Genomic DNA, 19,835 nt, shown 5'->3' with positions numbered 1-19,835 from the left:
GGAGATTGAAAATTCGCCGATGCTGACGAACGGGAACGGGACGAGCAGTTTGAGAATCGCTGAGCCGAGGGACCAGACGAGGACCCAAAGCGGTAGGGGAGATAACGATCACCGCTTTCCTCTCAGGCTATCCGAAAAGCGAATCTTCTAAAGAGACGCGGATCGTAACGACTTTCGTCTTCGGCGAACGCCATGATCGCATAAGCCCTTCGTCCCGACCGATGCATCGGCGGCACGAAGGGAACAAATGAGGCGCCAGCCTCCTAACCTCGGCGATGGCACGCGATCTGGATGGCGTGCCGATCACCTTTTCTCCCGGCGAAGCGATGCGCAGCCCCAGCAGAAAGCGACGATCATGCTCAAAGCCCTGGCCCTCAACTGCACCCTCAAGCCCGATCCGGCGCAAGCCTCTTCCACCGACGCGATGATCGCGGCGCTGGAGCAGGCATTTGTCGACAAGGGCGTCGAGCTGACTGAAACGGTGCGCGTCGCCGCACTGAACATTAAGCCGGGCGTCACCTCCGATGAGGGCGTTGGCGACGACTGACCTGCGCTGCGGACCAAGATCCTGGCGCATGATATTGTGATCTTTGGTAGCCCGCTCTGGCTTGGTCAGCTTGGAAGCGTGGCCAAGCGGGTGTTGGAACGCATGGACGCTTTTCTGGAAGAGACGGACGAAGAAGGCCGCATCCCCATCTACGGCAAGTTGGCTGTTGCCGCTATCGTGGGCAATGAGGACGGTGCACATTATGTCTCGTCGCAACTCTTTCAGGCGCTCAACGATGTTGGGTGGACCATCCCCCCGATCGCAGTGTGCTATTGGGGGGGCGAGGCCATGGGCTCCAGCGATTTCACGGATCTGCCTAGCACGCCTGATATGGTGAGCAAGACCGCCGGAATGCTGGCCGGCAATGCTGCCCATCTTGCCGGTTTGCTCAAGCACACACCCTATCCGGGCTAGGGGATTTCGACTTTCCTATCATACGTTAGGACGCATCCGATTGGTCGGAACGATCCTCACAGCAGGCTGTTCACAACCCAGGATTGTCCCAAACCGGTCGCCCCCTGTTGAGACAATCCAGCCGTGTTCGGCCAAGCCCGTTCAGGAAGTGTTCCCCTTCCCGATCCAACCTTGCGTGCCCGGTCGGCCACTCCCGAGGCCGGGCACGCTATTTCCACCAAGTTACCTAACCTGTGTTGGTTGCACGCGGAACCCTGCCAGGCACCGCGTCTTGGACATGCTAAGCTTTTGCGCCCTCACCGAGGCTAAGGCAAACATCAGGAGCAACATCGTGACCGACATTCAGGAAATGATCCACGAAGATCCCTTGCCCGGCCATGAGAGCAAGCTGACCCCAAAACCCGAATGGCAACCACGCTATCGCGGCGCGGACCGGCTTAAGGGCAAGGTGGCGATCATCACCGGGGCCGATAGCGGAATCGGGCGGGCGGTGGCTGCACTCTATGCCCGTGAGGGCGCTGACATCGCCATCGTTTATCTGCTGGAGGATGACGACGCGGCGGAAACGCAGCGTATCGTCGAGGCTGAGGGCCGCCGCGCCATCACCATCAAGGCCGACGTGGGCTCGCGCAAGATGTGTGAGCATGTCGCCCAGCGCGTGCTGGAGGTGTTCGGGCAAATCGACATTCTGGTGAACAATGCCGGCGAGCAGCACCCGGACGACGACATCACCGACATCACCGAAGAGCAACTTCAGCGCACCTTTCAAACCAACATCTTCGGGATGTTCCATATGGTGCAGGCGGTGCGTCCATACCTGCAAAGCGGTGCCTCCATCGTCAATTGCACGTCGGTCACCATGTATCAGGGAGCGAGCAACCTGCTCGATTATAGCTCCACCAAGGGCGCAATTACGGCCTTCACCCGGTCGCTCTCGGAAAATCTGATCGGCGAGGGCATCAGGGTAAACGCCGTGGCTCCCGGCCCGATCTGGACGCCGCTCAATCCTTGCGGTGGGGCTGATCCGGAAAAGATCGCGCATTTCGGCGAAAAGACGCCGATGAAGCGGCCCGGCCAGCCCAATGAGGTGGCGCCAGCCTTCCTGTTCCTGGCCTGCGAAGATGCCAGCTATATGTCCGGGCAGGTGCTGCATCCAAATGGCGGCAGCGTGGTGAATGGTTGAGGGGGGAAGCGCATAGTGGTCGCTGCGGCCCTTCGGAAGAGGCTCGGCGCGGTTATTGCTGGTACACGGCTAGCACCGTTGGTGTGATCATGGGATCGGGCTTCAACAGAAAGCCCAGGCTCCGCCTGGCGTTTCCATTGCATAGGCCCCTGTTTCGTCACGGTCGATAATCCTCCCATCAAGCAGGAGATGCCCATGGAAGAGCGAGACAAGGATCATGCCGCCAGCCAAAAGCGCGAAGGCCCACTGGGCGATGTCATTCCGCCCACCACCGAGGATCGGGATACGAGAACCGGCGGCGCTCAACCGGCAGAGCAGGTCGATGATCGTCCCAATTTCAGCCAGGTGAAGCCGGAGGACTATCCACTCGATGAGCGGGCCCGCATCAAGCCTGACGGCAATCCGTAACGATAACTTGGCCCGAGACGACGGGTGCTCACATCGCTCTTAGGTTAGATATCTGGCTAGCATCTGATCTCAGCATGCTTGTTCGTGCCGTTTTGAGCGTGCTTCAGCATCGGATGATGGTCGGATATCGCTTCTCTGCCCGCCAGGCAGAGGGCAAGTTCCAATTTTTTTCCGAACTGCGCGTAATGCGAGATGGCAAAAGTTCTAACATGGATTTGTTTGTAGCAACCATCTCGTTGCAGACTCGTTCGAAACTAAGGCTGCGTTGACCCACGGACGAAGGCGGCCCTGGCGTGTTCTGATGCTCCCCCTGAGGTCGGAGCACGCCAGCCCGACATTCAATCTGGCGGAGCCTGGGGGAACACGGCACCGTTGGACAGGCCAGCGCTCCTCTTGCCGAATGCGCTGTCCGAGGCGTGCCCGGACACCTAAGCCGGTTCGGGCACGCTGACCTTCCGCATAGGCTCGCCAGGCAAATTTTGAGGCGGCGTGCGCATTCGCGACGAAATTACACGCTCGGAGGTTCGTGCAACAACGTCTCGTAATGGACTGATCCCAACTCATGGAGACAAGTGATGCTCGCATTTATCTTTTGCGTTGGCCTGTCAATGATAATCTTGACCAACGTCATGACGGCCTGGGGTTTTCGCCGCGCAAGTAGAACCACTCCACCTGGATAGATTGAGGCACTGGGTCCCCTTCACCAATTGACCGAAATGGTCCTGTTGCTTCGTCCTCGCATGTCTAACCGCATCGCTTGATATCAACCGAAAGCACACCCGCCCCCCTTCTTTTGGAGAACAGTCATGAACGATCCAGATCTTGCCATCGAAGAAACCTCCACCCTTATCGCATCCAACAAGGTGGAAGGCAGTTCCGTCTACAATGTGGTCGGCGATAGCCTGGGATCTATCTACAATTTCATGGTCGAAAAGCGCTCTGGGCAGGTACGTTACGCGGTACTGCAATTCGGAGGGTTGTTCGGTTTGGGCAGCGACTATTATCCCATTCCATGGGAGAAGTTGACCTACGATAGCGAAAAAGGCGGCTACATCGTCGATATCGATCGCGAAACGTTGGAAGGTGCGCCGCACTATTCGATCAGTGAAGACCCCGTCTTCGATCGGGACTATGGATCCAAGGTCTTTAGCTACTATGGCTTGGCCTATCCGTGAGAACCATCCTCCTGCTAAGCGGGCCAGGTAACGCGTAGACCGCCCCGGACACGAGGGTGTTGCGTGGCGGTCCTCGCTCTTTACCAGCCCAGTTGATGAGCGAAGAAGCAGCAGCGTTCACATGTCGCTCGATCGCGAATGGAAAACGCGCCCCAACTTTCAAGCGCGGATCCAGTTCAGCTCTCTCAAAATGAAAGCCAGATCATGTCCATTGAAAAAATGATCAACCTGCATCCGGATGTACAGGGCGCGGGCAACGAGTCTTTGGCCACCTCAGCACGTCATGCCATGCTTTGTAACTTGATGTGCACGTCCTGTGCGGATGCCTGCCTGGCCGAAGAGATGGATATGCGCCAGTGCATCAGGTCCTGTCTCGATTGTGCCGATGTTTGCGCCGCGACGGCGCGCCTCGCTGTGCGCCGCACCGGGAGCAATGTTTCCTCGCTCGAGCTGATGCTGCAAACATGCGTGACGATCTGTGATCGCTGCGGCGAAGAGTGCCGGCATCATATGCATGCCCACTGCCAGCTTTGCGCTCAAATGTGCTTTGAATGTGCTCGGGATTGCCGGTCCGCCATATCGGAACTGGCATGAAATAGGGCGCGGCCTTAGGAATCCGCCCGCCCATGATCCCTGGTCACCTCGACCTGGCAGGATCAAGCGCGTCTCGGCAATTAACAGAATCATCAAAGACCGGATGACCGTGCGACCTTCCCGTTTCTAACGGTCGATCTCACCGAAGACGATGTCGAGCGAACCCAGAATAGCCGTGACATCCGCCAGCATATGGCCTTTCGCCATAAACTCCAGCGCCTGTAGATGACTGAAGCCCGTGGGCCGTACCTTGCAGCGCCAGGGCTTGTTGCTGCCGTCGGAGACCAGATAGACGCCAAACTCGCCCTTGGGGCTCTCGGTGGCGACATAAACCTCGCCAGCTGGGACATGAAAGCCCTCGGTGTAGAGCTTGAACTGGTTGATCAGCGCTTCCATCGAGCTTTTCATCGTCGCGCGGTCCGGCGGGGTGACTTTGCCGTTGCGCAGCGCAGCCGGGCCATCGGGCATGGCATCCAGACATTGTCGCATGATGTGCGCCGATTGCCGCACCTCTTCGGCACGGACCAGCATACGGTCATAGCAGTCGCCATTGGTGCCGATGGGCACCTCGAAATCGAGCCGGTCATAGATCTCGTAAGGCTGGCTCCGGCGCAGATCCCATGGCACGCCCGAGGCGCGCAGCATCGGCCCGGAAAAGCCCCAGGCTATGGCATCTTCGCGCCCCACAGTGCCGATATCGACGTTGCGCTGCTTGAAAATCGGATTGTCTGCGGCCAGAGCAATGGAATCCTCGAACATCGGGCCATAGCTCTTCAGCCAGCGATCCATATCGTCGAGCAGCGCTTGCGGCACATCTTGATGCACCCCGCCAGGGCGGAACCAGTTGCCATGCATCCGCGCGCCTGTGGCTCTTTCGTGAAAGCCCAGCAATTGCTCGCGTAGTTCAAAGAGCCATAGATTGGGCGTCATCGCGCCGACATCCATGATATGGCTGCCCACCGCCAGAAGATGGTTGGATATTCGCGTCATCTCGGCAAACAGCACGCGCAGATATTGCCCGCGCGGCGGCACGGGAAGGTCGAGCAGCTTCTCGATTGCCAGCACGAAGCTGTGCTCCTGACACAGCGGCGAGACGTAATCCATCCGGTCGAAATAGGGCAGCGCTTGCAGATAGGTCTTGTGCTCGATCAGCTTTTCGGTGCCGCGATGAAGGAAGCCGACATGGGGGTCGGCCCGCTCGACGATCTCCCCGTCGAGTTCCAGCACCAGCCGCAGCACACCATGCGCGGCAGGATGCTGCGGGCCGAAGTTGATGGTGTAGGCCTCGCCTTCCAGAGCACTGTCGCGATCGGCGGCGTCCTGACCTGGCACCTTCCCTTCCTGAGCAAGTAGCCAGGCCATCAGCGAACTGGTCCATTGGGATCGGGCATGGGAGGCGGGGTTGGCGATGGAGGCATTGGCGAAGGCGACGGATAGGGCGATGGCGATGGCGAAGGTTGCGGTGCTGGGGCGGGATCCGGCGGCGGCATCGATGGATCCGGCGACGTTGGCGGAATGGAGTTCACGCTGCCCAGAGAGGCGGCGAAAGCGAGCAAAGGTGCGAACAGGGCTCGTAGCATGATGATCTCTCCCACAGCCGGATATGCGGCGATAATGAGGAAGGGGCGGATTGGAAAAATCGGCTCCGTCAAAGCATATTGAATGCCTGAAGGCATGTTCCCCCGTGCTAACTCAGGTTAGCTGGTACGGCGTGGCAAGCTTTGACACCGTAAGTAATGTGGGAAGGTGCTGCGTAGGCAGCATACCCCTCTTATAACACGCATGGTCGCAAGCCGCCGCTCCCGTTCACCTATGTAATTTTTTTAATATCCTGAAGGTGGGAGGACGCAGCGTAACCTTGGAGGGGGCGAGTCTCTATGGCCAATCACGCTACACAGACCTCTTTCGCGCTAAGGCATTTCCGGCGCTCCGAATTTCTTGCGAGGCCGACGGAGCACAGCGATAATCTCTATCGGATCCAAGAAGGATGGGCTGGCCAGTATCGCTTACTCAAGGACGGGCGGCGCCAAATCACCGCACTGTTCCTACCGGGTGAGTACTGTGAACCACAATGGCTCCTGGGAGCCAGCGCCACGCTCCCGGTAGTAGCACTGACACCGCTTAGGGCTTATGCTATCCCGCTCGATCAAATAAGCCGACGTCCCGATCATTTGGGTGATAGCGCTGCCAGGGTCTTTTCTGGAATGCTCAAAGCGATGCGCGGCAGAGAACGCTGGATCGTAAATCTAGGTTGCCTTACTGCCACTGAACGCATCTGCGATCTGATTTGCGAGGTGTATGATCGTCTCGAAGGCACGGGCCAAACAATCAAAAATCGATGCGCGATGCCCCTGACCCAATATGAAATCGCAGATATCGTGGGAATCTCACCGGTCCATGTGAACAGAGTTCTGCAGGGACTGCGCGGAACGGGGATAATCGAGCTGCGCAACCGCCGGCTCGTGCTCTGCGATCCGGCGGCACTTCGTCATATGAGTGGGCCACCGGCAACAGTTGGAAGCAGTGCGGCCATCGCAGAGCCATAACTATCTCAAAAAAACAAATCCCTGCACTGACGAGGGTCTGCCAGCTCCAAAAGGCTACCGCCACGAGAGGAAAACCAATGTTCGACCAGATTGACGCAGCTTACTATTGCATGCGGCCCAGCGAAGAACGAGAGAAAGCCAATGGCCTTGATGCTCATGAAGCTGACAGGCACCGGGCGCGAGCTGAGCTCTTCCAGAAAAAAGCCGACACATTGATCGGATCGGCGGCTTCTTGCCAAATTTGAGCTTCAGCAATCGTCGGCTCCCATCGTGATGAATGAATGGCTGCTAAACGCATTTGCTTAACGTCAGCGGACTTTCCGGATGCCACGACCTTGCCGCCTGGAACGGCTTGCCCTTCATTCCGTCGAGACAGATCCGGCCTTGGGCATTAGGCCCAAGGCCGGCGTCCGCTCAAATCTCCGTCCTTTCAGACAAGGTCAGGGCATCATCGATATCCACGCCCAGATATCTGACCGTGTTCTCGATATTGGTATGACCGAGCAAAATCTGCACGACCCGCAGATTGCCCGTGGCCTTATAGATCAGTGACACCTTCGTCCGCCGCATCGAATGCGTGCCATACTCCCGTTTGTCGAGACCCACGGTTTCCACCCACTCGTCGAGCAGTCTGGCATATTGCCGTGTGCTCAGGTGCCCGAGATAATCGATACGACTTGGGAAAGCGAAGTAGAGGATCGTGCCTCCGCGCCGGCTGAGCCATGCCTCGAGACTCTTGCGGGCCTCGGTCATGATTTCAAACTGCACCGGCCTGCCTGTTTTTTGCTGGATGACAGTAGAGCGGTTGCGGATCTGACCGCCGCTTACAATGTCCCCGATCCTGATCTTGACGAGGTCGCAGCCGCGCAGCTTGCTGTCGATGGCAAGATCGAACAGCGCGCGATCACGCAGCCGTTTGTGCTCGTCGAGATAGAAGCGGATGGCCCAGATATCTCGAAGTTTCAACGGCCGCTTGGCGCCGACATTTTGCCCTGCGTTCCAGGGGCGCCGTTCATGCACGGCAGGGTCCAGATCTGAATGTCCCATTGTGCTTCTCCTGCTGGCCAAGGATGGCCAGAGCCAAAATACGCCTCTTGAGATCGGACCACATCATGTTATAACGAGCGTATGAACGCCAGTCTCAAGATCACCAGGATCGGCAACTCCGCCGGTGTCGTGCTGCCTAAGGAACTGCTCGCCAAGCTGCGTGCTGGCGTGGGCGATACCTTGTACATTTCGGAAACGCCCGACGGCATCCGGATCACCGCTGCCGACCCTTCGTTCGAGGCCAAGATGGCCTTGGCCGAGCAGATCATGCGCGAGGATCGCGATATCCTGCGAGTCTTGGCCAAGTAACATGGCGCAATCCATCGAGCCGGTCTGGATTGAGACCGAGCTGGCCCTGGCGATCCATGATCGGCAATTAGCCGAACACGGTGGCCCCATCGGCGTGAGGGATGCATCGGGGCTGGAATCCGCTTTGGCGCGGCCGCGCAACCAATGGGTGTATGGCGAAATCGATCTCTGCTGCTTGGCAGCGGCCTATGCCTATGGCGTGGCGCGAAACCATCCTTTCACCGATGGAAATAAGCGAACGGCATGGGTCTTGGCGCGCCTGTTTTTGGCACTAAACGATATCCGCATCACCTTCGCACCAGAAGAGGCTATCCAGATCGTTCTCGCTTTGGCCGCTGGGACATTGGCCGAGGCGGATGTCGCGGAATGGTTCAAGCCCCGGCAAGCCTAACGCCGCTAACAAAGCTGCCTTCCCGCTGCTGGAAGTACATCCCCGATAGCGGCTGTTCGTTCACATGCCGGAAAGGCGATGATAGGTCCGATCCGAGTTCCACATACGCTAAGCCGGTTTCTGTTGGCGGCGCTTGTGTGCGGCATATTCGCCGACATTTGCAGTACGGCTGAACCCTCGCGAGCCTCAAGTGATCCGGCGATTGGCCGTGCGGTCGGCCTCGCCGGTTAAGCTTTTTCACCGTCAGTGACGCATCGTGCTGGCAACCAGGCGACGAAGCAGGTCGCTTAGCGTGGCGTGGTTGCCGGCCTGATAGGTGCCGTTGGCAGGCAGGGCGGAGCTGATCCGGCGATGTGCTTCGGCCAGCGCGTGGTAGGGTAGGCTGGGCAGCAGGTGATGCAGCGCGTGATAGCGCAGCCCCACCGGGGCCCACAACGCCGGCAGCCACCCCTCAGGCACATTGGTGCTATCGAGATACTGGGCGGTCAACGTCATCTGCTCGCCGTCATTTTCCCACAGATGGGCTACCAGCGTCCGAAGCTGGTTGAGAACAGCCGCTCCGGAGACGATGGCCAGAAGGATCAGGAATGCCCGAAGCGGCAAGACTTGCGTGGCGACCGCTGCCAGCAGTGTGATAGCCACGGTGCTGGCGCCCAACTCCTGCCAGAACCACCGGCGGGCAAACTCGCCTTCCGGGGACTCGCGCTCGAACTTTGGATTGGTCTGCAAACCCGAGAAGCGCCCGACCACTAACCGTCGCAATACGGGCGAAAGCGTGGAGAGCGGCCCAAGGATGGCAAAGCGCAGCAGTAGCCCCACCGGCAGCAGAGCCGAGACGAGCAGAAACACCGGCAACGACCATGGCTTCATCAGCGCGAGCGGAAGGTATTCTGGATCCTCAACCGTTCCATAGCGCGTGCGCGTGTGATGAATGATGTGGATGCCCTCATACATGAACGAAGGAAGCATGGTCGGCACACCGAGCAAAAGATTCCATCCAGTGCGAAAGCCAGGCAGATGAGCGTGGTTGAGGTGGGTGATCTCGTGGATGAAGAGCGTGGCACGGTAGAGCGCAAGTACCGCAAATACGGCGCAGACCAGCGCTGGTCCAAGCGGTAAAAGGATCGATCCGCCCATGGCAGCATAGGCGAGCGCGGTTGAGCCCAGAAAGTCGCTCCAATAGATCAGCGGATTGGGCCGATGCAGATCGCGCGTCAGTTCAGCCGCCTTGCGCAACATCGCACGGTCGTCGGCGATCTCGCTCAAACGCGCGCGCGCAGGGGCGCTAACACCGGTCTGATTGGAAGAGAATGCCAGATCGGTGGCGAGGTCTCTCCAATTTTCTCCCTCATTCCGGGTATGTTGCAACATGGTTTGATTCCTTAGGATCTTGTTCGCTGCACGCGCCGCCGCAGCAAAATAGCCGCTATTCGGTGCGAGCGTGGCAATCGGCGACATCAGCCGTCGCGTCAGCAACCTCAATCATGACTTCCGAGCCGTGCGATTGGACCTAGTCGCCATCAACTGCTCGGTTTTGCCGCGGTGGTTGCGGGCGGCGGGCTACATGGGATCTGTCTTTCCAGCATTTTTCGGATGCGGGTCATGTGTCTCAAATAAGTCCAATGCGATAGCGAACTTAGTCGCATTCTGTAAACGGATACGCCGATCATTTTTGCAAATAATTGCTATATTTCCGATGGGAGGCAGAGCGCTACGAAGCTTCTCTCAGGGCAAGCTTTGGGACTCAGTATCACGTCGAATGATCGGCAGGCTGTGTTTGAGAGTTGATGCGCGGATGGGGCCGCGTGGTTTGCCTCACGTGGCCCCATCTCGGGTGACGTGGGATTTATTTAGCGCTTTGAGCAGCCTGTTCGATGACATTGGCGACGGCGCGGGGCTGGGAGATGAAGACGGAGTGGCTGCCCTTGATTTCGGTGACCTTGGCCCCGGCACGCTTGTACATCATGCGCTCCAGGTCAGGATTGATCATGCGGTCCTGGGTGGCGACGATGCCGAAGCTCGGCTTGGCCTTCCATGCGGGGGCGGTGACGGGGGTGCCGAAGGAAGCGCCAGCGACTGGGACCTGCGAGGCGGCCATGAACTGGGCATCGGCCAACTTGACGTCCGCGGCGAAGTCTGCGGGGAACTTGGCCTGATCGATCAGCAGATAGCCGTCCTTGGTGGGGGCGATGCTGTTGGCGGCAGGCGGGATGCTGGTGAGCAGGGGCAACAGCTTTTCACCTTCGGCTGGCGCGAAGGCGGCGACATAGACCAGGCTGGCGACATTGGCATGGTTGCCTGCTTCGGTGATGACGGCGCCGCCATAGCTGTGGCCGACCAGCACTGCGGGACCCGATTGGCGATCGAGGATGCGGGTGGTGGCGGTGACATCGTCAGCCAGCGAGGTTTCGGGCTCCTGGACGATGCTGACTGTGTAGCCGTCCTGGCGCAGGATATCGGCAACCGGCTTCCAGCCCGAACCATCGGCGAAGGCACCGTGGACGAGGACGACGTTGCGCACTGTTCCGGCGGCGGGAGCGGCGTTGGCGGTACCCGCGATCGAGCCGGTCAGGGCGAAGAAGGAGGCGGCGGCGAACAGTTTGTGGAAGGTGGTCATGGCAAGCTCCTGTGATGTTTCTGCGCTAACTGTTATCGCGATAAGCATTAGGTATGCTCGCCCTCACCCCTTGTAAAGCGATTTTATTATCACGATATCATTTTTCGTGATAACCACCTCTCAACATCCAGACAGGACACGACCCATGACCGCCGCCCCTGATAATCTTCCGCTCGATCTCCACCTGTGTTTCGCCATGTATTCCACGAACATAGCGATCAACCGGCTCTATAAGCCGCTGCTCGACGGGCTGGGCATAACCTACCCCCAATATCTGGTGCTGAGCGTGCTGGCGGAGAAGGGTAGCCAGTCTGTGAGCGCTATTGCAGAGCGACTGTCGCTCGAGTCGAGCACAATTACGCCACTGGTGAAGCGGCTGGAGACCGCTGGGCTGCTGCAGCGTCAGCGCAATCCTGCTGACGAGCGCCAGGTGATAGTGAGCCTGACGGCCAAGGGCACGGCAATGCGCAAGGATGCCAGCTGCCTCACCGCAACCCTTCTAGAACAGTCAGGCATGCCCGTCGATGAGATCATCCGTCTTAACGCAGAGGTCACAGCTCTCAGGGACACTCTCACCAAAAACGATCTACCTTGAAAATCTGTCCGAGGGGACTGTTGCCTTTCGCGTTTACCGCCCCGAAGTCTCGACATCGTCCGGTGACCACGGGCGACCCGCCCTATGATCTTTTCGAAAAGATCAGGCATCCGATGGCCGATCAGCCTCAACCCGATAGGCAGAGCGATTGAGCATCGATTCGGTCTGAAAAATGGGCGCCTCCAGGGGAGACGCCCATCGTTTGATCAGAACTTGACGTTCACGCGTCCGTAGAAGCTGCGGCCGATCGGATCGTAATAACGACCGTCATAGCCGACCTGGTTGCCACCACCGCCGGTCTGCAGCGAGAGCGGCGGATCCTTGTCGGTGAGATTCTTGATCCCCACGGTCACCTTCAACATCGCATTGACCTGATAGGAGCCCTGCCAGTCCACCGTCACATAGGCCGGGATGCTCAGGCCACCAAAGTCGACCGCCGTGCCGGGCTGACCGTTGACATTGGTGAAGATCACGCCCTGCGCTGCGGTGTAGGCCTGATCGTGATAGCCCGACTTGAAATGACCGGTGAAGCTGTTCGAGAACTTGCCCGTTTCCAGCCCGATGCTCGCCTGGGACACCACGCGGAACACCACCTGCTGATCGGGGCCATAGGTGCCCAGATCTGTGTTGTAGGTGCCGCCATCGCTGTAGCTGTACTTCTGGGTCAGCATCCAGGTGCCGCTCCAGTTGGCGCTCAGCTTACCGATGGGGGTGCGGGTCGAATAGCCAACATCCCAGTCGATGCCCGAATACTTCGCCTCGCCGCCGTTGAAGGGCAGCTGCTGGAAGGCGATCGTCTGGTAACCGGCCGGATCCTGGTAGGGGTTGACGAAGAGGCTGCCGTACTTGCCCGGATTGGTGAAGCCGTCCTGTTCCGCAATGCCTTGCGACTGGATCTGGTGCGTGATCTTCACGTTCCAGTAGTCCAGATTGAAATACAGGCCCGACCTGGGGGTGATGGCCACACCAAGACCCCAGTTGACTGATTTCTCCGGCTTCAGGCCATTGGCGCCGCTCTGGCCGTTGGGCCCCAGCAGCAGGTCATACTGCGCACTGCCTGGCTGGCAGCCCGCGGAACCCGGGAACGGGCAGCCATAGGTGCCCGAGGTGGTGCCGTTGAAGACCACCGCGCCAGCGATGTCCGACAGAGCAGGGGCGCGGAAGCCCGTGCCGATCGAGCTACGGAAGGCGATGTAGCGGTTGGGCGTGTAGCGCAGCGCCAGCTTGCCGGTCGCCGAGTTGAAGGTATTGCCCAGATTGGCCGAGGGCAGCTGCACGAACAGCCCGTTGCTGTCGGTCTGCGTCGAGGAGTAGACATTGTCGCTGTGAACGCGCGAGTAGCTGTCGTAGCGCCCCTGTGCGTTGATCTCCAGCTTGCTGGTGACGGGGAACTTCATTTCGGTGAAGATGCCCCAGTTACCGCGCTTGGCGCTGAACGGCACCTGGCCGTAGCTTCCGCCGACCGGATAGTCACTGCTGGCGGGCTGCGTGGCAAAGCCGCTCTGCGAGAGGATCAGATCGCCATAGCTGACCTTGTAGCTGGTGTGATCATATTCGCCGCCCAGCGACATGATCGCATCGCCGCCCGGCAGCGCGAACAGCTTGTGCTGAATGTTCAGCTTGGCGCTCTTCACGTCGGAATCGGTGGTGCTGAAGCGATAGCCGTTGAGCAGCGACGACTGAAGCGCGCTGGCACCCTGGCCGGTCACGGGGTCATAGGCACCCGAGGCCACGGCTGCGGCCAGCTGGTTGTAGTCGGTGTAGCCGCCGGCTGCCGAGTCGGTGGCGTGGACATGCGATTCGGTCAGCGCCAGATGGATGTCGAAGCCCTTGAACGAGCCGTCATAGCCCGCCGAGATATGCGACATCATCGAGCCGTAATCGTCGGCACGGCCACCGGCCGAGATCGAGCGATAGCCCAGCGTTGCGGAGGTGACCGTCGAGGGGTCGATGCCGTTGGCGGCCATATAGGGCACGACATACTTGTTCCACAGCGAGGGGAAGCGCGTGGTCGCGTTGATGCCCATCGGCTGGGCCGAGGCGGCATATTGCGCCGTCATGTCATACTGCGAGAAGATCCCCGAGACCCAGACCTCACCGCTCTCGCCGGCCTTGACCGTGGCCTTGAACATGCCGCTGTCGCGCTTGGAATAGGGGATGTCCTGCACGGTGCCGGCATAGTTGAAGCGACAGGTCGTGCTACCGTCCGTCGTCTGCGGGGCGGCCAGTGCGTTGCCGCAATTGCCGTTGGCCATCAGATAGGGGCTGTACGCGTAGGACTTGCCGTTGCTGGAGAACGAGATGTTCGCCGGCTCGGTGTTGCCCGTGGCATTGTTCATGAAATAGCTTTTGCCATTGGCGGTGAAGGGGAACACGGCGCCATTGCGCGAGAAGCTGCGCTGCGAGGCGCCCAGGCTGCCCTGCACGTCATGGCTGTAGCTCACGAAGACGTTGTAGCCGTCTTCCGAGAGCTTGCCGAAGCCCTTGCTGAAGCCCGCGCTCCAGCTGCTGCCGCCCTTGCGCTGCGGCGCCGAGCCGGTGATGTAGGCGTCGAACTTGTTGTAGTCCTTCTTCAGGCGGAAGTTGACCACACCGGCCACGGCATCGGCGCCATAGAGCGCGCCCGCGCCGTCGCGCAGCACTTCGATGCTCTCCACCGCCTCGAGCGGGATGGACTCGATGTTGACGCCGTAGCCGCCGCCCTGCACGGAGCCAAGCGCCTGCGGAGCGACCCGCTGACCGTCAAGCAAGGTCAGCGTATACTTGGAAGGCAGGGCATGGATGGCAGCGGTCGACACGCCCCCACCACCGCCATTGACCGAGCTGGACGCAGGCACGAAGCCCTGCATCGCGGGCAGGTTCTGAATGACATCGGTAGCAGACATCTGGCCCGTCTTGGCAATATCTGCGGAGGAGAGAACAGTCACGGGCAAGGGCGACTTGTCGATCGCCTGCTTGATAGAAGAGCCGACGACGACGATCGCGTTCTCGGCATCCTTCGCGTCAGATGCATTCGCTGGTACGCCTTGCGCCGAAGCAGAACTGGAAATCAGAGCAATGCTCAGTGCAATCGGTGCCGCGCTAAGCTTTAGTACGATATTCATTGTCGCTGCCATTCGAAATCATTCCTATTTCACGCACGCCGCTCCGCTCCCTTCTACGAAGAGAATTTTTGCCACGATAATGATTATGGTAATGTAGCCCCCAAGATTCCGAGAGTGAGCCTGTTATTGGGGTTATGATACCATCAGGCTTGAGAACTACATTTGATGTATTGATGATAGCCCAGCATCTGGCAAACTAGCTGACATCGTTGTCAGTATAAAACCGCCATACTGTTGCAATTATGCTACAAACCGTCGAGGGACTCATCGGCGGGGCAAGTGGGCGTTTGGTTTGTGGATTTGATATTTTTGCGATGGCATGTTGCGTCGCGGCGAACTTTTGCTTCTCGCTAGAATGGGTTGACGAAATTCAGGGTATATCCAAAGATATTTTGTATCATATCGCTACACGAACATTGCCGAGCTGCATTTGACCAACTGTACGCAGTTACGTCATTCGCCCTATTGGATACTTAAACTTCCCACTCTGCTTCAATCGGTAGATTATTCAACCTCTTCCTTGGGTCAGAATTACATAATCAAGGCTGGATCAATAGGCTCGAATCATTGCGCGCGTTGACGAACTGAGACAACGATCTACGAAGTGCTGCGAGGTCGGAGGGATCAATCCTGAGCCGGATGCGTGAACCCTGGCAGTATAGCAATTTCGGCTGACGCCCGCTCGACTGCAAGCTTCAAGGCCTCATCGATGTGGATGCAGTCCTTGGTCACATTCTGCGATGCGTGTCCTAACATCGCTCGGATCATCATCTCGGAAATCGAACCAAAAAAGCGCCTGGAACTCACACTATATTCAATTCACGCAGAATTTAGCCGGCACCTTTAGCAGGACGCGGGTTCCCACCCCGTCTTCGCTCGATATCTCAAGACTGGCTTTCAAGCGCTCGGCGCGCTCACGCATGCCGACCAGGCCGAAATGTCGCTCGCGACCGCCATGAACCAGGACGTCTCCCGGAATCCCGCGCCCGTTGTCCGTTACGAGGAGTTGTAGTCCCTTGCGGTCCAGTTGAACCTGGATGCTGACAGCTTTGGCCTCCGCGTGCCGGGCGACATTGGAGAGAGCCTCGTGCGCAATGAAGGCCACTTCCTGCTGCACATCCCGGTTCAAGCGGCTGAAATCACCGACCGCGTCGAAAGAGAGTGCGACCTCGGACGGGAACCTCACGGTCTGGATCAGCCTGCCGAGCAATTGGTCCAGACCAATGCCATTGTCCGATAGTCTGAGCCCCTGCAGGGTACGACGTGTCTGCTCGACCACGTTTTCAGCCTGCTCCAGCGAGGTGTCCAACTCTCCATAGGCCGGAGATTCGACGGGAATGTCCTGCCGCGCATTGTCGATGCGCAAAATCAGGGCCTGCACCGACTGCAGCAAGGTGTCATGAAGATCGCGCGCAATCCGCTCACGCTCCCTTGTCCGGTCATCGAGCCTTTTGCGAAGGGCATCCATCGCATATCGCAGGCGGATGCGATAGATCAGCACAATCGCGCCGCCCGCCACCAGAGCGGCCAAGACCTTGGCCAAAAGGGTTTGAGCGAAGGTCGGCGGAACAATGAAATGCAGCGTCGCGATCTGCCCGCTCCATTCTCCATTCCCCTGCTTCACTTCAAGTTCAAAGCGATAATCACCTTTGGCGAGCGACGTGTAGGATGCCTGGCGGCGCGACCCTGCATCGATCCAACGGTGATCACTGCCACCCACGAGCCGATAGCGGAACTGGATCTGCTGGGCGTTGGCGATGCTGTCGGAGGTATATTCGATGTTGATGTCGGGTGAGCCCGCCGAGAGCGTCAGAGGATCCGAGATCGCCCTCTCCTCCCCATTGGAGGCGACCGAGCGAAAGATGGGTCGGGGCTGCGCGAACAGGGCCGGCCGCCGTGTCTGATCGATCAAGGCGATTCCTCGCATCGTCAGAAACCACAGATTGCCCTGAGCGGTACGCAGGATCGTGTTCTCACAGCAGTTCAACTGCGAAAAGAAAAGCGTCTCACCCACAGGCGCCATGAGATCGACATGAAGGTCAGGTCTGCCGGCCTTGATCAGGGTTTCCCATTGCTCCGGTTTTAGTTCGGAGATGCCACGGCTGCCGCTGACCCATAAATTGCCGCTTCGATCCTGCGCCAAACCGGAAATCAGGCTCATATGCGGGTGGTCTTGGCTCAGAATGGTGTGAAAGTGCTCTCCGTCGAAGCCTGCTAGCCCAAGTTCACCACCCACCAGAATTTTGTCGCCCACCGCCAACGCGGATTGGGGAAAGCCTGTCTTAAATCCCGCCTCGGCACCAAAGCGCCTGAACGTTCCATCGGAATACAACCCGACCGCGTTGTTATCCAAACCGACCCACAATCGATCCCGACCGTCGAGCAGCATCACGCGCGGCGAGGCCGCGCCGACCATGGCCTGCGGAAGGACCTGGCTCCATCGGCCCGCCCGCAGAACGAACACGCCATCCTGCCGGGTCAACACCCATATGGAACCATCCCGAGCGACCTGGCAGTCGAAGAGCATGGAGCTCTTGAGATGCGGCGGCAATGCGATGTTTTGGAGGCTTTCGCCGACGATCCGCGCCAGCCCGAAATCACCCGCTGCAAGCAGACTTCCGTTCCGATCCGCGCGCAGACTTCGGACTGCGCCGGAGGCCTTGATGATATGCGCAGGCGCCTTCTCGTCTGGATAGAGAGAAATCGTGTCGTCATTGGCTATGGCGATCCGTCCGTCGGGCGACTGGACAAAACGGTAGCCCGTGCGAGGCGTGGTCACGATGTCCGGCCGCATCGAGAAATTCACAGGCAGGAATCTGTCGACCCCGAAGCGCGTGCCAGCCCAGATCACGCCTTGTCGGTCCTCAATCACCGTGTCGGCACGGTCGGCGCTGAGCCCGTTCGAGGCATCGTAGCTAGCGGAGATATCTTCCTTCGCCACGGCCCTGCCTGTGGCAACTCTCTCAGGATTGGCGATGCGCGCAATGCCGGGCTGTCGTTGCAACACCAGCCACAAATTGCCCCAGCGATCGAAAAGCAGCCGTCGGGCCACCAGATCGGGGAAGGTGTCCGACCCGGTCGAGACAGAACCGGCGCCCGCCGGCAGGATCGGCCGGGTTCCATGCCCCTCATCCGAGAGCCACAGGCGCCCGTCAGGCCCCTGCTCCATTGCCCAGGGCTCCTTCACAGCGACGTTGCTACGCTCGAAAGCATGCGCGCCGGGACGCAAGAAAAGCAGCGTCGAATTCGTCGCCAACCACAGGGTACCGTCTCTGGCGGCCAGCATCACATAGGGAATGCCGAATTCAGGCTTCAATCCGCCGCTGAAGAGTTGCCAGTGATTATCCTGAAAATAGGACAGTCCCTTGACCGACATGGCCCAGATCCGCCCGTCCCGATCCTCAGCGAAGGTCTTGAGCGGCCCCTTGGGCAATCCAGCGTCAAAGTTGGCGACACGCCCGTTGATGATGACCGAAGCCCCGCCGCTGTAGTAGCCGAACCACAGTCTCTGCTTGCTGTCGAGGAACATGGAATAGGTCAGATCGCTGCGCAGATCCTGCGAACCGGTCGGGTGGAAGCGCTGGAAATGCAGGCCATCGAAGATAAACAGACCAGTCTGGCTGGCCAGCCAGAGGTCGCCGTTCTTGTCCTGTGCGATCGCGCCGACATCGGGCGGAGACCCATTGTTCGATGAATAGGCGAAATGCTCGAAACTGTATCTGCCGGGCGGTTGCGATGCGCCTGCCACACGACCGGGCCCGGTCGAAAGGACAGACAGCGTGATGGCCAAAAGGGCATATTTAGAGCGGTGTCGCCGCATCAGCTTCATGTCGATCCCAAAAAACGCCTAACCCCGCCGCGATGATGCCGTTGGCCAACTATCAGCGCAACCGTAGAAAAATATGACAATATGCCGGTGGGGCGGTTCACCGGTTCCAACTTCACAGGTCGATGATGCCCCGCCGGAAGCCCACCGTCACGGCATGGGTCCGATCAGTGACGTCGAGTTTGTTGAAGATGCTGCGAAACCGAGCCTTCACGGTGTCCTCGGACAGTCCCAAGGTATGGGCGATAAGCTTGTTGGACTTCCCTCTGGCCGCCAGTGCCAGAACCTCAATCTCGCGCGGTAGGAGTTCTTCCTGATCACTCGACAGAGCAAGTGCCTGAGCAACTTCGGGATGCAGGATTCGGTGTCCCTGGAACGCGCCCCGGATCGCATGGCCAAGCTCCCGCCGCAGGGTGTTCTTGAGCACGTAGCCAGCGGCGCCCGCCCGCAAGGCGCGCGTGGCCTGAACATCGCCGGTGAAGGTCGTCAGCACAAGAACGCACGCCTTGGGATCAAAGGCGCGGATCGCCTCCAGCGCATCCAATCCGCTCATGCCCGGCATCTGGAGGTCCATCAGCGTGACATCGGGCCTGAGCTGGCGATAGGCCTCAATGGCCTCTGTTCCGGTGGTGGCTTGCCCGACGGCAACCATATCGGGCTGCCGGTTGACGAAGGCGACGACACCGTCGCGCAGCAATTCATGATCATCCACGACAAGAATGCGGATTTTCTCACCCGACCCGGAAGCGAACACACCCTTTGCCCGATTCGCATTAGTGGTCAAATCCGGCTCTCCTTTCGAGATCCTATAGGTCTCAGAGACGCTCGATAACCCATGCTATGGTCAATATCCATGTGCCACCAAGCTCGATCGAGCCGGATAACCAAAAGATAATTTTTCCCTCCCCCATTCGATATCGCCTCCTGCCTTCACAACCTTCACCATGCTCCTGATTTGCCAAGCGCGCCGCTCGCGCGGGTTCAGACAGGGTTCCAAGTGTCCGATGATCGTCAATCAGCAATGAGGCATTCGAGGATGGTATCCGCCAGGTACGCCGATGATTGCGCGCACCTGCCGC

General features: G+C 59.0%; 18 protein-coding genes. 11 read left to right on the top strand and 7 right to left on the bottom strand.

All coding sequences use genetic code 11. From position 1 onward, the window contains the following. The first annotated feature begins 355 nt into the window (after positions 1 to 355). From HGK27_RS31350 to HGK27_RS08160, 6 genes are all read left to right on the top strand, one after another. Positions 356 to 547 (top strand): hypothetical protein, encoded by a 192-nt coding sequence (locus HGK27_RS31350; RefSeq protein ID WP_322099022.1) that lies wholly within the window; start codon positions 356 to 358, stop codon positions 545 to 547. A 6-nt stretch (positions 548 to 553) separates the two neighbouring features. Continuing rightward, positions 554 to 961, top strand: coding sequence for a flavodoxin family protein (locus tag HGK27_RS08180; protein WP_322099049.1), 408 nt, complete (start codon positions 554 to 556; stop codon positions 959 to 961). Between the two features lie 331 nt (positions 962 to 1,292). Further along, positions 1,293 to 2,144 carry an SDR family oxidoreductase gene (locus tag HGK27_RS08175; RefSeq protein WP_206240083.1) on the top strand — a complete coding sequence of 284 codons (852 nt, stop codon included), beginning with the start codon at positions 1,293 to 1,295 and terminating at the stop codon, positions 2,142 to 2,144. A gap of 195 nt (positions 2,145 to 2,339) precedes the next feature. After that, a complete protein-coding gene (locus tag HGK27_RS08170) occupies positions 2,340 to 2,552 on the top strand; it encodes a hypothetical protein (RefSeq protein WP_206240082.1) in 213 nt (70 codons plus the stop codon). 806 nt (positions 2,553 to 3,358) lie between these two features. Beyond that, the gene (locus HGK27_RS08165; protein WP_206240081.1) at positions 3,359 to 3,727 is read left to right on the top strand and encodes a PRC-barrel domain-containing protein; all 369 of its coding nucleotides are present in this window, start codon (positions 3,359 to 3,361) and stop codon (positions 3,725 to 3,727) included. 204 nt (positions 3,728 to 3,931) lie between these two features. Then, on the top strand, positions 3,932 to 4,321 hold the full coding sequence (locus tag HGK27_RS08160) for a four-helix bundle copper-binding protein (protein ID WP_206240080.1): 390 nt from the start codon (positions 3,932 to 3,934) through the stop codon (positions 4,319 to 4,321). 126 nt (positions 4,322 to 4,447) lie between these two features. Here the strand turns inward: HGK27_RS08160 and HGK27_RS08155 are convergent, their stop codons facing one another. After that, positions 4,448 to 5,683 (bottom strand): NADH-quinone oxidoreductase subunit D, encoded by a 1,236-nt coding sequence (locus HGK27_RS08155; protein ID WP_206240079.1) that lies wholly within the window; start codon positions 5,681 to 5,683, stop codon positions 4,448 to 4,450. Positions 5,684 to 6,198: 515 nt separating this feature from the next. On the opposite strand from HGK27_RS08155, the gene HGK27_RS08150 reads away from it, so the two are divergent. Continuing rightward, entirely contained in the window at positions 6,199 to 6,867 is a 669-nt protein-coding gene (locus HGK27_RS08150; protein WP_206240078.1) for a Crp/Fnr family transcriptional regulator, read from the top strand. Between the two features lie 77 nt (positions 6,868 to 6,944). Continuing rightward, positions 6,945 to 7,112 carry a hypothetical protein gene (locus tag HGK27_RS08145; protein WP_206240077.1) on the top strand — a complete coding sequence of 56 codons (168 nt, stop codon included), beginning with the start codon at positions 6,945 to 6,947 and terminating at the stop codon, positions 7,110 to 7,112. Between the two features lie 169 nt (positions 7,113 to 7,281). Here HGK27_RS08145 and HGK27_RS08140 read toward each other — a convergent pair whose 3' ends face one another. Then, positions 7,282 to 7,914, bottom strand: coding sequence for a tyrosine-type recombinase/integrase (locus tag HGK27_RS08140; protein ID WP_206240076.1), 633 nt, complete (start codon positions 7,912 to 7,914; stop codon positions 7,282 to 7,284). An 81-nt stretch (positions 7,915 to 7,995) separates the two neighbouring features. Here HGK27_RS08140 and HGK27_RS08135 point away from each other — a divergent pair, with 81 nt between their 5' ends. Both HGK27_RS08135 and HGK27_RS08130 read left to right on the top strand, forming a co-directional pair. Next, positions 7,996 to 8,223: an AbrB/MazE/SpoVT family DNA-binding domain-containing protein gene (locus HGK27_RS08135; protein WP_206240075.1), complete on the top strand. Its 228-nt coding sequence runs from the start codon at positions 7,996 to 7,998 to the stop codon at positions 8,221 to 8,223. 1 nt (position 8,224) lies between these two features. Next, complete coding sequence (locus tag HGK27_RS08130; RefSeq protein WP_206240074.1) at positions 8,225 to 8,614, top strand: type II toxin-antitoxin system death-on-curing family toxin; 390 nt, start codon at positions 8,225 to 8,227, stop codon at positions 8,612 to 8,614. 243 nt (positions 8,615 to 8,857) lie between these two features. Here the strand turns inward: HGK27_RS08130 and HGK27_RS08125 are convergent, their stop codons facing one another. Then, positions 8,858 to 10,096, bottom strand: coding sequence for a fatty acid desaturase family protein (locus HGK27_RS08125; protein WP_241126940.1), 1,239 nt, complete (start codon positions 10,094 to 10,096; stop codon positions 8,858 to 8,860). Between the two features lie 364 nt (positions 10,097 to 10,460). Then, positions 10,461 to 11,231, bottom strand: coding sequence for an alpha/beta hydrolase (locus HGK27_RS08120; protein WP_206240073.1), 771 nt, complete (start codon positions 11,229 to 11,231; stop codon positions 10,461 to 10,463). A 145-nt stretch (positions 11,232 to 11,376) separates the two neighbouring features. On the opposite strand from HGK27_RS08120, the gene HGK27_RS08115 reads away from it, so the two are divergent. After that, positions 11,377 to 11,826, top strand: a complete 450-nt coding sequence (locus HGK27_RS08115) for a MarR family winged helix-turn-helix transcriptional regulator (protein WP_206240072.1) — start codon at positions 11,377 to 11,379, stop codon at positions 11,824 to 11,826. Positions 11,827 to 12,032: 206 nt separating this feature from the next. Here HGK27_RS08115 and HGK27_RS08110 read toward each other — a convergent pair whose 3' ends face one another. From HGK27_RS08110 to HGK27_RS08100, 3 genes are all read right to left on the bottom strand, one after another. Continuing rightward, positions 12,033 to 14,930: a TonB-dependent receptor domain-containing protein gene (locus HGK27_RS08110; RefSeq protein WP_206240071.1), complete on the bottom strand. Its 2,898-nt coding sequence runs from the start codon at positions 14,928 to 14,930 to the stop codon at positions 12,033 to 12,035. Positions 14,931 to 15,744: 814 nt separating this feature from the next. After that, entirely contained in the window at positions 15,745 to 18,759 is a 3,015-nt protein-coding gene (locus tag HGK27_RS08105; RefSeq protein WP_206240070.1) for a sensor histidine kinase, read from the bottom strand. A gap of 112 nt (positions 18,760 to 18,871) precedes the next feature. Then, on the bottom strand, positions 18,872 to 19,540 hold the full coding sequence (locus tag HGK27_RS08100; protein WP_241126937.1) for a response regulator transcription factor: 669 nt from the start codon (positions 19,538 to 19,540) through the stop codon (positions 18,872 to 18,874). Between the last annotated feature and the right edge of the window lie 295 nt (positions 19,541 to 19,835).

The organism is Novosphingobium terrae, assembly GCF_017163935.1.
In the GTDB taxonomy this organism is placed as follows: Bacteria; Pseudomonadota; Alphaproteobacteria; order Sphingomonadales; family Sphingomonadaceae; genus Novosphingobium; species Novosphingobium terrae.
Note: the sequence above shows the minus strand (reverse complement) of the source record. Positions and strands in the feature narration are given on the sequence as shown.

What these genes read in the sequence shown, in the direction of transcription:
- HGK27_RS08140 (WP_206240076.1), bottom strand. Translation starts at nt 7,914, where the DNA reads ATGGGACATTCAGATCTGGACCCTGCCGTGCATGAACGGCGCCCCTGG.
- HGK27_RS08150 (WP_206240078.1), top strand. Translation starts at nt 6,199, where the DNA reads ATGGCCAATCACGCTACACAGACCTCTTTCGCGCTAAGGCATTTCCGG.
- HGK27_RS08135 (WP_206240075.1), top strand. Translation starts at nt 7,996, where the DNA reads ATGAACGCCAGTCTCAAGATCACCAGGATCGGCAACTCCGCCGGTGTC.
- HGK27_RS08165 (WP_206240081.1), top strand. Translation starts at nt 3,359, where the DNA reads ATGAACGATCCAGATCTTGCCATCGAAGAAACCTCCACCCTTATCGCA.
- HGK27_RS08145 (WP_206240077.1), top strand. Translation starts at nt 6,945, where the DNA reads ATGTTCGACCAGATTGACGCAGCTTACTATTGCATGCGGCCCAGCGAA.
- HGK27_RS08115 (WP_206240072.1), top strand. Translation starts at nt 11,377, where the DNA reads ATGACCGCCGCCCCTGATAATCTTCCGCTCGATCTCCACCTGTGTTTC.
- HGK27_RS31350 (WP_322099022.1), top strand. Translation starts at nt 356, where the DNA reads ATGCTCAAAGCCCTGGCCCTCAACTGCACCCTCAAGCCCGATCCGGCG.
- HGK27_RS08105 (WP_206240070.1), bottom strand. Translation starts at nt 18,759, where the DNA reads ATGAAGCTGATGCGGCGACACCGCTCTAAATATGCCCTTTTGGCCATC.
- HGK27_RS08155 (WP_206240079.1), bottom strand. Translation starts at nt 5,683, where the DNA reads ATGGCCTGGCTACTTGCTCAGGAAGGGAAGGTGCCAGGTCAGGACGCC.
- HGK27_RS08170 (WP_206240082.1), top strand. Translation starts at nt 2,340, where the DNA reads ATGGAAGAGCGAGACAAGGATCATGCCGCCAGCCAAAAGCGCGAAGGC.
- HGK27_RS08160 (WP_206240080.1), top strand. Translation starts at nt 3,932, where the DNA reads ATGTCCATTGAAAAAATGATCAACCTGCATCCGGATGTACAGGGCGCG.
- HGK27_RS08130 (WP_206240074.1), top strand. Translation starts at nt 8,225, where the DNA reads ATGGCGCAATCCATCGAGCCGGTCTGGATTGAGACCGAGCTGGCCCTG.
- HGK27_RS08110 (WP_206240071.1), bottom strand. Translation starts at nt 14,930, where the DNA reads ATGAATATCGTACTAAAGCTTAGCGCGGCACCGATTGCACTGAGCATT.
- HGK27_RS08120 (WP_206240073.1), bottom strand. Translation starts at nt 11,231, where the DNA reads ATGACCACCTTCCACAAACTGTTCGCCGCCGCCTCCTTCTTCGCCCTG.